This window comes from Fulvivirga ligni (genome assembly GCF_021389935.1).
GTDB lineage: Bacteria > Bacteroidota > Bacteroidia > Cytophagales > Cyclobacteriaceae > Fulvivirga > Fulvivirga ligni.
Genome location: NZ_CP089979.1, coordinates 5,352,953 through 5,368,524, shown reverse-complemented (window position 1 = coordinate 5,368,524; position 15,572 = coordinate 5,352,953). Strand labels below are relative to the sequence as shown.

The following is a 15,572-nucleotide window of genomic DNA, read 5'->3' as shown; positions in this document are numbered from 1 at the left end:
TTATGAATAAGATATCAATTAAGAAAATATTATTTGTGGTAATGACATTATTCATAGCCACAGCTTGTGAGGACTTTCTGGACCAAGAGGTGCCAGGGAAACTTCCTGAAACAGAATATTATAAAACTGATGAAGATCTGAATCTAGGTGTTACTGCGATTTATGATATGATTTCAGCGGAGTACAATACAAACTGGGCTAGTTTGTATATGGTAAAAACACTATTATCAGATGAAGGGAATGCTGGAGGCAGTAATAACGGTGATCAGTTAGGTTATCAGACTTTAGATGACTTCAAAACTGACGATCAGAATGACAAAGTAAGAGATGTTTGGGGTCACCTTTATGCAGCTATTATGCGAGCGAATCGAGTAGTTGTTAATGCTACTGGAGAAAATGCTTTTCAGAAGAGATTAGTGGCAGAGGCTAAGGCGCTTAGGGCTTTGTGTTATTTTGATCTCGTTACCCTTTGGGGTGATGTTCCATTAGTTTTAGGTGATGTGGATCCAAGCAGTTATACAACGTTTGGAAGAACTCCTGAGGCGGATATCTATGGACAAATTGAATCTGATCTTTTAGATGCAATAGCAGATCTTCCTTTAAAGAGTGCATATGCTGATATGGATAAATTCCGTATGTCTAAAGGTGCGGCCCAAGCACTTTTGGGTAAAACATATCTATTCATGGAAGATTTCCCTAAAGCTAAAACTCAATTTGATGCAGTGATAGGTTCGGGAGTTTATGAACTTGAGAATGATTTGGGAATCGTATTTTCTCAGGAAGGTGAGTTCGGTAAAGAATCTTTATTTGAACTTTCTTTCTCATCTGCTGAAGCATATGATTGGGGGAATTTCCCATGGGGAGGAAGACCTGAAAGTAACATCCACGTACAATTAATGGGGCCAAGAGCAGATTATTATACTATGGCTCCTGGTGATTCTTTAATTGGAGGTTGGGGATTTAACGTTCCTACCAAAAAAATGTACGATGCCTATGTAGATGCGGGCGATGTAAATAGAAGAGTTTACACCGTGATGTCTGAAGAGGAATTAGAAGATAATGGAGGAAACTGGAGTGTTGATGATGCTTATGATTTTGAAGGATATTTCAGAAGAAAATACGGAACATTCAATACCAATACCGTAGATGTGGGAGAATTAAATTATACCACAAACTTTAAAATTATCAGATATGCTGATGTTCTATTGATGGCTGCAGAGGCTGAATATAGAACTAACAATGAGGCGCAAGCTCGCGATTACATTAATGAGGTAAGAAGCAGACCAGGAACAAATTTACCTGATGTAACTGCAACGGGAGGTGATCTTTTTGATGCTATAGTTACTGAGCGTCAATTAGAGTTAGCCTTCGAAGGTTTTAGATTCTTAGACTTAGTTCGTTGGGGGCTAGCACCTCAAGAGTTAGGTCCGTTAGGTTTTAAAACTGGAACTCATGAGCACCTGCCAATTCCACTTAATGACGTGAGATCTGCTGGTCTTAGACAAAATGATGGATATTAATATCTAATCCAATATAAAAGAAGCACCCATTTCCGGGTGCTTCTTCTTATTAAAAATTTAATGTTTAAATGATGCTCGCAAAGTGCGAGAGTGTAATACTTATGCCTTTTTTTGAACTCCAAATGCCATAACTTATGCATAAACAACTACTTACTTATTTAGCTTGCTTCACATTTTCTGTTTTATCCTACTCAGGTTTTGCTCAGGGATTTCTCAAAGCATCAGGAACCAGAATTATAGATTCTGAAACCGAGGAAAATGTATTATGGCGAGGTATTGGTTTAGGCGGATGGATGTTACAGGAAGGTTATATGCTACAAACTTCTGGAGCTCAGCACGAAATAGAAGCTAGAATAGAAGAATTAGTAGGCGAAACAAAGAAGCAACAGTTCTATGATGCGTGGCTCTCTAATCACACCAGAGAGATTGATATAGACTCTATGTCATCATGGGGTTTTAATATGGTGAGATTACCCATGCACTACAAGCTGTTTACCCTACCTATTGAAGAAGAGCCGGTTCAAGGCCAAAATACGTGGCTAGATAAGGGTTTTGAGCTAACCGACAATCTTCTCGCCTGGTGTAAAGCCAACAATATATACCTCATTTTAGATCTGCATGCAGCTCCTGGCGGTCAAGGTGAAAATGCAGACATTAGTGATTACGATCCCTCAAAACCTTCACTATGGGAAAGCCAGGATAATAAAAATAAAATGATTGCTCTCTGGAAAAAGTTAGCTGAAAGATATGCTGACGAGCCAATGATAGGAGGGTACGATATAATCAATGAGCCTAACTGGGGCTTTCAAAATCACGAGTCAGATCCAAATGGATGTGCAGAAAGTTCAAATGCTCAGTTATGGCAATTAGAAAAAGACATTACGGCCGCTATAAGAGAGGTCGATCAAAACCACATTATAATAATAGAAGGAAATTGCTGGGGTAACAATTACTCTGGCCTACCATCATTGTGGGATAATAATATGGTTATCAGCTTCCATAAATATTGGAACTCAAACGAAGTGGGAGCTATACAAGGTATGTTAAACATGCGAAATAGCAGGAATGTACCTATCTGGCTTGGTGAAACTGGAGAGAATTCTAATAAATGGTTTACTAATGCTGTGGCTCTGTTCGAGTCTAACAATATGGGCTGGAGTTGGTGGCCACTTAAAAAACTAGGTGGGAATAATCCACTTCAAATTAAGAAGCCCGATGCCTATCAAAGTGTTCTTAACTACTGGAACGGCGGTGCAAAGCCCTCTGAATCAGTTGCTTTTGATGGGTTAATGCAATTTGCTGAAAATACAAAGCTTGAAAATACAATATTTAAAAAAGACGTGGTGGATGCTCTCATCAGACAGCCTCATACCGATGAAACTAAACCCTTTAAGCAACATATAATTGAAGCTAATGGAGAAGAAAACGTGGTATTTGCTGTCAATTACGATTTGGGTAAAGACGGGTTTGCCTACTACGATAAAGTTTCAACTAATACCACCGGAAATGCGGGTGGTGCTTCCTGGAATAATGGTGGTCAGTATAGAAATGATGGGGTAGATATTGAAGCTTGTTTAGATGAAACCACCAATGGATATAATGTAGGTTGGACGGAAGATGGGGAATGGTTACAGTATACCATAGATGTTGAAGAGGAAGGAATGTATAGCATTTCCGTTAGAACAGCCTCGTCAGGTGACGGTAAAATTTCTTTTTATTCAGATAATGTGCGTGTAGCAGAAAGCACTACGATGCTAAGTACAGGTGGCTATCAGTTATGGAAAACCACTACGATAAATGATGTATATCTAAAAGCTGGTAGACAAAAGCTCAAGGTGCAGATTGATGTAGGAGGTTTTAATTTTAATTACTTCCAAATAAATGGCCCTTCGGAGGTAACAGAGAAACCAAAGGTCATTGAGAAAAAGGCTATTGATCAAAAAAAAAAGGTAGGACTGATATTTAATCAACCTTTCATTTCTATCCCAGAGGATCATGGATTTACTGCATCAATCAATGGGAATAGCGTGGAGATTGACAGTGTTGTTTTAAATGATGACGCGTCTCAGATGATTAATATTTACTTATCTCAAGAGGTTTCATATGGAGATGAGGTGCTAATATCATATAGCGGTACAGAAATCAAAACCATCTATGACATGTCATTGGATGCCTTCTCAGATCTTCTGATAGATATTTTCTTAGAAGGCGGCGCTTTACCGTTATCTGTACCAGGAAGAATCGAAGCGGAAGACTTTACCGTTAATAATGGCTTTGAGTTAGAAACTACTCAAGATACTGGAGGAGGACAAAATGTAGGGTATACAGATAATGGTGATTATTTGGATTATGATGTAGAGGTAGAAGAAACAGGATATTTTAAAGTAGGTTACAGGGTGGCTTCAGAAGAAGCGGGTGGCTCGTTAAGTTTACACACTGTTGATGCTGAAGGAAATGCAGAGGAGATAAGTAGTGTTGCCTTTTCCGCAACGGGTGGCTGGCAAGATTGGTCAACAGCCTCTGGCTCAATGGCCTTCTTAGAAAAAGGATATCAAACAATCCGTCTTCAGGCAACCGCTTCATTATTTAACATTAACTGGTTTGAGCTGACTTATCTTGGCCCTGACCTACCCACCGGAATAGATGAAAAAAGTAATGGTACCCTTATTTATCCTAACCCTACTGATGGACCTATCCAAATTCATTTCACCAATGCTGCAGACGTTAAACTAGTAGTTTTAAGTGACGCTTCAGGAAAGAAAATATGGTCAGGAGAAAGTAAAGGATCGTCCGAATTTAGTGTAAATCAAAATCTTAGAGATGGTCTTTATTTTATAACCATCACAGAAAAGGATAGTGCATATACAAAGAGGGTTTTAGTAAGAAAATGAGAGTGAAGGGAGTATTTGCGTTAATTTCAGCTGGATTATTAACCCTAGCATGTAGCGGTAAAAAGGAAGCTCAGGAAATTCAGGTTTTACCATTAAAGGCCATGATCACCACGGGCGATCAAAGTAAATTGCTATTGGAACAAGAAGTTGTGCATATTGACACTGCCACAGATGTATCCAATGCTGTTATCGAAATTAACCCTGAGCAGAAGTATCAGGAGATTGATGGCTTTGGATATACGCTCACAGGCGGAAGTGCGATGCACATTCACCAGATGGATAGCAGTTCACGTCATCAGCTATTACAAAATCTGTTTTCAACTGATGGTGAGTCTATTGGAGTGAGCTATCTGAGGCTCAGTGTCGGAGCTTCTGATCTAGATGCGGAGCCATTTTCTTATGATGATCTTGCTGATGGAGAAGAAGATGTTGAATTAAAGAAATTCACATTGGAGAGAGACCAAGAACATCTTATTCCGGTTTTGAAGGAAATCTTATCCATTAATCCTGATATTCAAATTTTAGGATCACCATGGTCTCCGCCTAAGTGGATGAAAGATAATAAGGATACCAGAGGAGGAAGTCTTCTCCCTAAATTCTATGATGCATATTCTCATTATTTAGTGAAGTATATTCAAGGAATGGAGGCTGAAGGGATTACTATCCATGCCTTAACCATTCAGAATGAACCTCTGCATCCTGGTAATAACCCAAGTCTACTCATGAAGGCTGATCAACAGGCTGAGTTTATAAAAACCAGTTTAGGGCCTGTTTTTCAAGATGCCGGCATTAAAACTAAGATTATAGTATATGATCATAATGCCGATAGACCAGATTATCCGGCTACCATTTACCAGGATGAAGAAGCTGCCAAATATGTAGATGGAGCAGCTTTCCATTTATACGGCGGTACTATTGACACGCTCAAAAGTCTTCATGATCAATACCCTGATAAGAATTTATATTTCACAGAGCAATGGATTGGAGCTCCAGGTAATTTTCCTCAGGATATCAAGTGGCATACTAAAGAGTTGATTATTGGGGCTACTAGAAATTGGTGTAAAACGGTATTGGAATGGAACCTTGCGGCTGATCCAGATCAGAACCCACATACTGATAGAGGTGGCTGTGACAGATGTCTTGGTGCGGTAACTATTGATGGTAATGAGGTAATCAGGAACCCTGCTTATTATATCATAGCTCATGCTTCTAAATATGTGAGGCCGGGTAGTGTAAGGGTAGAGAGCAACATGATAGATGGCTTGCCAAATGTGGCTTTTAAAACTCCAGCAGGTGAGATCATCAATATCGTACTAAATGAAGGTTCTGATGATCAGGTATTTACAATGAGAATTAAGGATAAAGAAATTACAACCAAATTACAGCCGGGAGCTGTGGCTACTTATATATATCAATTATAATAATTATAGGAAAGAATGAAGATAAAGACCGGATTAACTGCGTTTATTTTATTAATAAGTCTTTTTGCTTTTGGTCAGAAGAACGATGAAGCTAAAATAGAAGCTCTAATCAAGAAAATGACTCTTGAGGAAAAAGTGGGTCAGATGGCTCAAATTACTCTGGATGTTATAGGAAAAGGAGATAACATATATTCAAGTTATGAGCCGCTAAAGCTAGATCCAGAGGCTATGAAAAAGGCCCTTGTCAAGTATCATATCGGGTCAGTTTTAAATACAGCCAATAATCGCGCCCTTACTCCTGAAAAATGGCATGACATCATCAGCGAGATTCAAAAAGTGGCGATGAAAGATACTCGCTTAAGAATACCGGTTATTTACGGTGTAGATGAAATACATGGAGCTACATATACTGTAGGCGCTACCATGTTTCCTCAGCAAATAGCTCAAGGGGCCAGTAGAAATAGAGAATTAGTGAAGCAAGGTGCTCAGATTACCGCTTATGAAACCAGAGCTAGCTCTATTCCATGGAACTTCTCTCCCGTACTTGATCTCGGTATGGATCCTCGTTTCTCTCGTATGTGGGAGTCTTTTGGTGAAGATCCGTATTTGGTTACTGAGTTGGGTGTACAAATGATTGATGGTTATGAGGGTGATAATAATGATGTAGGCAATCCAGAACACATCGCTTCTAGTTTAAAGCATTTTCTTGGGTATCATGCTGCTATATCAGGTAAAGACAGAACACCGTCTTATATTCCTGAAGACGTGTTGAGAGAGTATCATTTGCCATCTTTTAAAGCGGCCGTTGAAGCCGGGGCTCACACTATTATGGTGAACTCAGGTATTATCAATGGTGTGCCTGTTCATGCTAACTATGAGTTACTTACCAAGCTTTTAAAAGAAGAATTAGGCTTTAAAGGTTTAGTGGTGACCGACTGGGCAGACATTGAAAATTTACATAGAAGAGATAGAGTAGCTGCTACTAACAAAGATGCTGTGATGATGGCTATCAATGCTGGTATTGACATGTCAATGATTCCATACCAATATGAGCCTTTCTGTAATGATCTTATTGCATTGGTGAAAGAAGGTAAGGTAAGCATGGATCGTATAGATGATGCCGTGAGAAGAGTTTTAAGAGTGAAATATGCTCTGAACCTTTTTGAAAAACCAACTACCAACTATAAAGACTATCCTAAATTCGGAAGTGAGGAGTTTGAAAAAGCTGCATACACTATGGCTTCAGAGGCCATCACTTTGCTTAAGAATGATGAAAATGTGTTGCCTTTGGGTAAAAATACTAAAGTTCTCGTGGCAGGTCCTAATGCAAACTCTATGAGAACCTTAAACGGAGCATGGACTTACTCATGGCAAGGAGAAAAAACTCCAGAATATACTGAGCAATACAATACTATTTTAGAAGCTATTCAAGGTAAAGTAGGAAAGGAAAATGTATCATATGCTTCTGGTGTAAGTTATAAAATGGATGGCAAGTACTATGAAGATCAGGTGGATGATATTGATGCGGCAGTAGAAGCAGCAAAGTCTGCGGATGTGGTAATTCTATGCCTGGGAGAAAACACTTACACTGAAAAGCCGGGTGACTTAAATGATCTTTATATCTCTGAGAATCAGACTGAATTGGCTAATAAACTAGCCGAAGTAGGTAAGCCAGTGATATTAGTACTTAACGAAGGAAGACCACGTGTAATTAGCCGTTTTGAAAGAGAAATGGATGCTGTAGTACAAACATACCTTCCTGGTAATTTCGGTGGAGATGCCCTGGCAGATATCTTGTTTGGAGACGTAAATCCTTCAGGTAAACTTCCATATACCTATCCAAGATATCCTAATGCTACAATTTCATATATCCATAAGCCATCTGAAGAGCAGAAAAAGGCTGAGGGTGTGTACAATTATGAAGCAGATTATAATCCGCAGTTCTCATTCGGGTACGGATTGAGCTACACTACTTTCGAATATTCAGGGTTGAAGGCTGACAAGTCAAGCTTTAAGAAAGGAGAGGCAGTGAAAATATCAGTTACAGTTAAGAATACAGGTAAAGTAGCTGGTAAAGAAGTTATTCATCTGTTCTCTAGCGACTTATATGCTAGCCATATTACTCCTGATGTAAAAAGGCTTAGAGGATTTGAAAAAATCATGCTAGAGCCAGGACAATCTAAAACGGTAGACTTTACCCTCACCTCTGAAGACTTAAGCTACTTCGGTAAAGGAGGAGAAAAAATAACAGAAGCAGGCGACTTTGAAATTATGGTTGCCGATAAAAAAATTAAGATCTCACTAGTGGAGTAATTTTTTTTCATTTCATAAGGTGGCCCCCGGCATGGTTATTTTTAACTGGTTGGGGGCTTTGTTTTTTATATGATGCAACTTTTATAATTTGCCCCGGTCTTTATACAAGAAACAGGACTTACTTGGCAGATCAGAGCATAAATATACACGCAGATGTAATTGAGAGGTGTCGTAATGGCAATAGGAAAGCTTATAGTGAGTTATATCAGCTATATGCTAAGGCTATGTTCAATGTATGTCTTCGCATGGTCAAAGATAGAAATGATGCCGAAGATGTACTGCAAGATGCTTTTGTAAGCGCCTTTAAAAATCTAACCAGCTATAAAGGTGATTCTACTTTTGGAGCCTGGCTTAAGCGAATTGTAATCAATAAAAGTATCAACTTCTTACAGAAAAAGAGACTGGAATTTGATGATGTAGATAACTATGAAGAGCCTGTTTTGGTTAGCGAGTCTGAAGATCCAGATATACAATATAAGGTAGACTTGATAAAAGAGGCCATGATGCAGCTGCCAGATGGTTACCGTATAGTATTTTCACTATATTTAATGGAAGGCTATGACCATAGTGAAATTGCCGAGATATTAGATATTTCTGAATCAACCTCTAAATCACAGTTAAATAGATCTAAAACAAAACTAAAGCAGATAATAAAGGAGGGACTAAATTATGGGGGATAAGTTAGAAGACTTTATACATGCTCATAAGGAGGAATTCAATAATGAATATCCATCTGATAAGGTGTGGAAGGGGATAGAAGAGGATATGCCTCAGCCGCATAGGAAAAGCTATGGTTGGATTTGGAAGGCCGCATCTATTCTGTTTTTTCTATCTTCAGTATATCTTTTTCTAAGACTGGAGTCTCTAAAGCAGCCACAGAACTTAACAGCTCACAATGAAATAACTTCTGAGTTTACCTCTGTAGAGGAGTTTTACTTTAATGAAATTTCTGAAAAGAGAGAGTTAATAGCAGATTTTGAATCTGAAACACTTGAAATGAATCCGGACTTTGAGCAAGACATGCAGAAGCTAGATGCCATGTACCAGGTGCTCAAAGAAGAGTTGGTTGCTAATCCTAGTAAAAAAGTAGTAGACGCGCTGATTCTCAACTTATTAGTACGTGTAGATATACTGAATAAGGAGCTGGAAAAGCTGGATAAGATTGATGCTGAAAAGGAACAAGCCTCCGAAGGGGCTAATGTTTAGTAATATTTGGTACTAAGTTCGAAGCTTTCAATTTTAGAGTCTAGCACTTTACCATTCTCACATTTAAGCACTCTGGCCGGGTGGTTCTTTACCAAATTATGGTCATGAGTAGCCATTAGCACTGCAGTACCGCTTTTGTTGATATCCTGGAAGAGTTTGAAGATGCCTTGAGAAACTTCAGGGTCGAGGTTTCCAGTAGGCTCATCTGCTAATAGAATAACGGGTTCGTTTAATAAGGCTCTGGCTATCACTACTCTTTGCTGCTCACCTCCGGATAACTGGTGAGGCATTTTAGACGCAACAGAACCAAGTCCTACCTGAATAAGTACCTCGGTGATTCTGGCCTTCATTTTAGATTTCTCTTTCCAACCGGTAGCCTTCATTACGAAAATGAGGTTTTCAGCTACAGTTCTGTCAGGAAATAATTGAAAGTCTTGAAAGATGATCCCCAGTTTTCTTCTCAATAAAGGGACTTCACTATGTCTGATGTTGCCAATGTTAAAACCGGCCACATTAATTTCGCCAAGTCTAAGGTCTAGATCGGCATATAAGGTTTTAAGAAGAGATGTCTTTCCCCCACCGGTTCTACCCACAAGGAAAACAAATTCGCCTTTTTCAATTTCGCAATTGACATCATTCAAAACAGTTCTGTCGTCCTGAAAGATGGAGGCATCCTTTATTCGTACTACGGGATCGGAAGAAAAAGACATCTCAGTAATATTTTAACCGTTCACTTTTTTATGGTCAGCTAAGAATTTCTCTAAGCCAGAATCAGTAAGCGGGTGGTTTAATAAGCTAGTGATAACTTTTAAAGGACAAGTAGCTACATCAGCACCAATCTCTGCACACTGAATAAGGTGCATGGTGTGTCTGATACTAGCAGCTAATACTTCAGTAGCATAACCATAGTTATCATAAATATTTACGATTTGCTCTATTAAAGTAAGACCATCATAAGCAATATCATCTAATCTTCCAATGAATGGAGAAACATAACTGGCACCAGCTTTAGCAGCAAGTAAAGCTTGTCCTGCAGAGAATACTAAAGTACAGTTAGTTCTTATTTCTTGTGAAGAAAGGTATTTAATGGCTTTAACACCATCTTTAATCATAGGTATCTTTACTACGATCTTATCATCTATCTTTGCAAGCTCTTCACCTTCTTTGATCATTGAGTCAAAGTCAGTAGCAATTACTTCTGCACTTACATTGTTATCTACAATGTCACAGATAGCTTTATAATGAGCTTTTACATTTTCATCTCCTTTAATTCCTTCTTTAGCCATTAAAGAAGGGTTGGTAGTTACACCATCTAAAACGCCAAGGTCATATGCCTCTTGGATTTCATCTAAGTTTGCGGTATCTATAAAGAATTTCATAAGGATAAGTTTGTATGAAGTATTAAGTTGATTGTAAACTTACGCGGTAATGAGGAAATAAAAAAGGCAAATCAAGTATCGCACCGCTACAACCGCCTACCCTTGCTACCTTCCGGTCCTGGGGGAATTCAGCAGGAGCTGGTCGTACTGATTTGCCACTGCAAATGTAAGAGGATTTCATTAATAGTTAAAAGCTTAGAGGAATTTCTTTGATTTTTTTTCAGGAACCCTTCGTAAGGCCTTTTAAGTACAAATTGAACTCAAGAGAGCTGCTTTCCTTAAACTCATCTTCGGCCAGATCATCATAAATCTCCTCATCAAATTCCATTTTTCTTTTCTCCACCTCTCCATTCGCATGCACGGTTAGCTCTATGCCGCGAAGAGATACAGGGTTTACCTGAACGAGAATGGTGAAATCGCCAAAATTCCTTTTATAATACTTATGAACTACATTTTGCATTAGCGCTAATTTTATTTAGCTCTAAGATCATACATTCTCAGCAATTGGCTGATGCATTATTTCATTAATTTTAACTTTTCTGATGAGTTCATCCTCTAATATCTGTGCCCATAATTTAAGGTATGTCACCACATCATTTTTATAATTATGATGTAGTTGTACTCCTAATGGTAGTCTACTCAACACTCTCTTGTCACTTAAATTTTCAAGATGTTTAAGATCATCGGTGTCGAGGCCGGCATCCAGCATATCAGATATCATTTCATCCATGAGTAGTCCGCTGGTGGGGCAGTAGTCATTGAGTTGTTCATTCCAGTCACTATGTTTCTGCATGGCTCTGGTGTGGATTTCTGACTTAGTCAATTTTGTGATTTCCTGAGCCAAATAACCGCAATTACAACTTCCCATGTGTCCCCACTGATATGCTCGGCTTTTCGCGAGTTCGAAGGCAGTATTTCGTAACGCCTTAATTAGTTGTGGATTAGGATTGGCCATAATTTTCAAAGTAGTTAGCGTATAATAAAACAACAATATCTGCTATCTTAAGTTCCTAATAAATCCGCTTCTTTACTATAAAATGGACCATAAAATTTAGCCGTTAATATAAATTCGCTCTGAACTTATGATTAACTAATGCAGTTTAGTGGTTCAGTAAAAAAATAAATAATATGCATTTTAAACATTTCAAGTCTTTTGTTCCATCAGCAATGGTGATCACAGCATTGATGGCTCTGTCTTGTAACAAAGAGCAGAGCAAAGAGGAGGAGGTAGAAGTAGTGGGGATTAACACTTCCTACATAGATTCTACAGTAAGACCAACTGACGATTTCTTTCGTTATGTAAATGGTAAGTGGATTGAGAAAACAGACATTCCTGGAGATCAGGGACGATGGGGTAGCTTTAACGAGCTAAGAGAAATGACCAATGAAACCGTGTTAGATGTACTTGAAACGGCTGGTAAAAATTATAAAGACGGTACTGACCAGAAAAAGGCCATTGATTTCTATAGTGTAGGTATGGATTCTGCCATGGCTGAGAGCGCTGGCGTAAAACCTTTGCAACCTATTTTCGATAAAATTGCCGGTATTCAAAATACTGAAGACTTACAACAGTTTTTATCTTACAATGAGCAAATCGGTGGTGGATCATTTTTTGGATTTTCAGTGTTTGCTGACTTTAAAAACAGTAATGCCATAGCTACTTACCTATCTCAGGGTGGTCTTGGCTTGCCAGATAGAGATTACTACACCAAAACTGATTCTAAATCAGTAGAGATTAGAGAAAAGTATGTACAGCATGTAGCTAAAGTGCTACAGATGTTAGGCGATGAACAAGCTAATGCTCAGGCTCAAGCCGAAAGGATCATAGCTCTGGAAACTCGTTTAGCCGAGGCTTCTATGACAAACGTAGAAAGAAGAAATACACCGGCTTTATATAACAAAATGTCTTTAGGTGAGCTAGGCGAAATAGTACCTGATTTTAACTGGGAAGAGTACCTTGCTGATATGGGTGTGAAAGGAGTAGATACACTTATAGTAATGCAGCCTAAATACATGGAAGAGTTTGAGGCGATATTGAAAGGTGTGCCGGCTTCTACCTGGAGAGAGTATTTGAGATGGGGAGTGATTAATCATTCTGCTAATTATTTGAGCCATGACTTTGTACAAGCCGACTTTGACTTCTATAGCAAAGAGCTTAGAGGTGTAGAAGAAATGCAGCCAAGATGGAAGCGTGTGTTAGGTACTACTAACTATGCCTTAGGTGAAGCTATTGGTAAGTTATATGTAGATGAAACATTCCCTCCAGAAGCTAAGAAAAAGGCTGAGGAAATGGTAGAGAATATTAAACTTGCTTTTGGCGATAGAATTAAAGGTTTAGAATGGATGTCTGATTCTACAAAACAGAAGGCACTGGCTAAGCTTACTAAAATGACGGTGAAAATCGGATATCCTGATGAGTGGAAAGATTATTCAGATCTTACCGTAGATGTAGATCCTGAAAAAGCATCTTACATGAGCAATATACTGAATGCTACAAAATTCAGATTTCAGGAAGAAATTGCTAAAATAGGAAAGCCGGTAGATAAATCAGAGTGGGGCATGACTCCTCAAACTGTAAATGCGTATTTCAACCCTATGTATAATGAAATAGTATTCCCAGCGGCTATTCTTCAGCCTCCTTTCTATAACTATAAAGCAGATATGGCGGTGAATTATGGTGGTATTGGCGCTGTAATCGGTCATGAAATCTCTCATTGTTTTGATGATCAGGGTAGCAGATTCGATGCTAACGGGAACTTAGTAAACTGGTGGACTGATGAAGACTCTGAAAGCTTTAAATCAAGAACAGGTCAGCTTATATCTCAATATGATGGCTATGAGCCGTTAGATAGTGTTCATGTAAACGGTGCTTTCACTTTAGGTGAAAACATAGGCGACCTTGGCGGTATCAATGTAGCTTATGATGGTCTTCAGAAACATTTAGAGGAAAATGGAAATCCTGGTTTAATAGATGGTATGACTCCTGAGCAAAGATTTTTCATGTCTTGGGCTACTATCTGGAGAATTAAATACAAGGATGAAACACTTAGAACTCAGGTAAATACAGATCCTCATTCACCAGGGATGTATAGAGCTAACGGACCTTTATCTAACATGGAAACTTTCTATGAAGCTTTCGATGTAAAACCTGGAGATGGCATGTATCGTTCTGATTCTGTGAGAGTTAAAATCTGGTAACAAAAAGTTAATGAGAGAATTTTATACTAAAACAAAAAAAATGTTTGGATTTAAAAATTCTCTCTTTACATTTGGTTCAGTTATGACAACAACATTTACATATAACGCATGGTGGTGGCACTTTTCTCAAAAGGAGAGGTGAACGGCGTTATTGTAAAGTTTTGATAGATCTTTAAGTTTAGAAAGCCCGCTGTTCGCACAGCGGGCTTTTTTTGTTTTAAAACCATTAGACTAATGACTTATAAACTAAAAACCATTTCAAAAAAACTGCTGGCAGATACGCTTACACCGGTGAGTATCTACCTGAGGCTGAGGGATAAATTCGCCCAAAGCATTTTATTGGAGAGTTCAGACTACCATGGTACGGAAAACAGTTTTTCGTACATCTGTTGCTCCCCGATCTCTACTTTTAAAGTGCAAAATCATAGTCTTACACTCTCTTACCCGGGTAAGGAAGATGAGGTGAGAAAAGTGCATAGAAGTACTGTTTTAGAAGAATTAAATAGCTTTAAAGATAGCTTCTCCACCGAAGAGTCTGACTATAAATTCGTGACCAACGGCCTCTTTGGGTACATGGCTTATGATGGTGTTCAGTATTTCGAAGACATTGAGTTTAAGAATACAAATGAAGATGTGCCAGATATATTCTACACACTTTATCGCTTTGTAATTGTAGTAGATCATTTTAAGAATGAGCTATATCTATTTGAGCATTCAGTAGAGGGTGAAGAAGCCCCAAGTGTAGATTTAGCTTATTTAGAGTCATTAATTAATATTAACAATAACCCGGAATTCCATTTTCAGGTAACGAACGGAGAAACCTCCAATTACACTGATGAAGAATTCCTGGAGATACTTACCAATGGCCGATCGCATTGCCTTCGGGGAGATGTTTTCCAGATCGTGCTAGCCAGACGCTTTCAGAGCCAGTTTTCAGGTGATGAGTTTAATGTATACAGAGCCTTACGCTCCATTAATCCATCACCTTATTTATTTTATTTCGATTATGGAAGCTTCAAGATTTTTGGTTCGTCTCCAGAATCACAGATTGTTATCAAAGATGAAAAGGCAAGCATTTTTCCTATAGCAGGTACTTTCAGAAGAACAGGAAATGATGAGTCTGATGCAGAATTGGCAAGAAAGCTATTCTCAGACGAAAAGGAAAATTCAGAGCACGTTATGCTTGTAGATTTAGCCAGAAACGATCTGAGCCGTAGTTCGAAAGAGGTAGAAGTAGAAGTGTTCAAAGAAATACAATATTACTCTCATGTGATTCACCTGGTTTCAAAAGTTACTGGCCAGTTGGCAGAAGGTTCTTCTCCTTTGAAACTGGTAGCTGATACTTTTCCGGCTGGTACCCTTTCAGGAGCACCTAAGCACATGGCCATGAAGCTGATTGATAAGTATGAAAACAGAAGCAGAAGCTATTATGGTGGAGCTATTGGTTTCATGGGCTTTAATGGAGATTTTAATCATGCTATTATGATCCGCTCATTTTTGAGTAAAAACAATGAGCTTCATTATCAGGCAGGTGCCGGGGTGGTGGCCAAATCATCACCAGAGAGCGAGCTTCAGGAAGTGAATAATAAGTTGGCAGCATTGAGAAATGCACTGGATGTAGCCGAAACCATTAACCGATAAGAT

General features: G+C 38.7%; 12 protein-coding genes and 1 other RNA gene. 8 read left to right on the top strand and 5 right to left on the bottom strand.

Features of this window, described 5'->3' with window-relative positions; all coding sequences use genetic code 11:
* Positions 1-2: 2 nt before the first annotated feature.
* The 6 genes from LVD16_RS22680 (at position 3) to LVD16_RS22655 (ending at position 9,351) form a co-directional block, all read left to right on the top strand.
* Positions 3-1,520, top strand: a complete 1,518-nt coding sequence (locus LVD16_RS22680) for a RagB/SusD family nutrient uptake outer membrane protein (protein ID WP_233770582.1) — start codon at positions 3-5, stop codon at positions 1,518-1,520.
* A 134-nt stretch (positions 1,521-1,654) separates the two neighbouring features.
* A complete protein-coding gene (locus LVD16_RS22675) occupies positions 1,655-4,411 on the top strand; it encodes a carbohydrate-binding protein (RefSeq protein WP_233770581.1) in 2,757 nt (918 codons plus the stop codon).
* Positions 4,408-5,832 carry a glycoside hydrolase family 30 protein gene (locus LVD16_RS22670; protein ID WP_233770580.1) on the top strand — a complete coding sequence of 475 codons (1,425 nt, stop codon included), beginning with the start codon at positions 4,408-4,410 and terminating at the stop codon, positions 5,830-5,832. The genes LVD16_RS22675 and LVD16_RS22670 overlap by 4 nt, the downstream gene beginning before the upstream one ends.
* Before the next feature lie 15 nt (positions 5,833-5,847).
* Complete coding sequence (locus tag LVD16_RS22665; RefSeq protein WP_233770579.1) at positions 5,848-8,145, top strand: glycoside hydrolase family 3 N-terminal domain-containing protein; 2,298 nt, start codon at positions 5,848-5,850, stop codon at positions 8,143-8,145.
* Between the two features lie 122 nt (positions 8,146-8,267).
* Entirely contained in the window at positions 8,268-8,825 is a 558-nt protein-coding gene (locus tag LVD16_RS22660; protein WP_233770578.1) for an RNA polymerase sigma factor, read from the top strand.
* Positions 8,815-9,351 carry a hypothetical protein gene (locus tag LVD16_RS22655; RefSeq protein ID WP_233770577.1) on the top strand — a complete coding sequence of 179 codons (537 nt, stop codon included), beginning with the start codon at positions 8,815-8,817 and terminating at the stop codon, positions 9,349-9,351. The genes LVD16_RS22660 and LVD16_RS22655 overlap by 11 nt, the downstream gene beginning before the upstream one ends.
* Here LVD16_RS22655 and LVD16_RS22650 read toward each other — a convergent pair.
* The 5 genes from LVD16_RS22650 to LVD16_RS22630 form a co-directional block, all read right to left on the bottom strand.
* Positions 9,348-10,061 (bottom strand): cell division ATP-binding protein FtsE, encoded by a 714-nt coding sequence (locus LVD16_RS22650; protein ID WP_233770576.1) that lies wholly within the window; start codon positions 10,059-10,061, stop codon positions 9,348-9,350. The genes LVD16_RS22655 and LVD16_RS22650 overlap by 4 nt on opposite strands.
* Positions 10,062-10,073: 12 nt before the next feature.
* Positions 10,074-10,730: a fructose-6-phosphate aldolase gene (fsa, locus tag LVD16_RS22645; RefSeq protein WP_233770575.1), complete on the bottom strand. Its 657-nt coding sequence runs from the start codon at positions 10,728-10,730 to the stop codon at positions 10,074-10,076.
* Between the two features lie 62 nt (positions 10,731-10,792).
* An RNA gene (gene ffs / locus LVD16_RS22640) (signal recognition particle sRNA small type) lies at positions 10,793-10,887 on the bottom strand.
* A 63-nt stretch (positions 10,888-10,950) separates the two neighbouring features.
* A complete protein-coding gene (locus tag LVD16_RS22635; RefSeq protein ID WP_233770574.1) occupies positions 10,951-11,190 on the bottom strand; it encodes a hypothetical protein in 240 nt (79 codons plus the stop codon).
* Between the two features lie 27 nt (positions 11,191-11,217).
* Positions 11,218-11,685, bottom strand: a complete 468-nt coding sequence (locus LVD16_RS22630) for a hypothetical protein (protein ID WP_233770573.1) — start codon at positions 11,683-11,685, stop codon at positions 11,218-11,220.
* A 173-nt stretch (positions 11,686-11,858) separates the two neighbouring features.
* On the opposite strand from LVD16_RS22630, the gene LVD16_RS22625 reads away from it, so the two are divergent.
* Together LVD16_RS22625 and LVD16_RS22620 are read left to right on the top strand one after the other, a co-directional pair.
* Complete coding sequence (locus tag LVD16_RS22625) at positions 11,859-13,928, top strand: M13 family metallopeptidase (RefSeq protein WP_233770572.1); 2,070 nt, start codon at positions 11,859-11,861, stop codon at positions 13,926-13,928.
* A gap of 234 nt (positions 13,929-14,162) precedes the next feature.
* Positions 14,163-15,569: an anthranilate synthase component I family protein gene (locus tag LVD16_RS22620; RefSeq protein WP_233770571.1), complete on the top strand. Its 1,407-nt coding sequence runs from the start codon at positions 14,163-14,165 to the stop codon at positions 15,567-15,569.
* Positions 15,570-15,572: the final 3 nt, after the last annotated feature.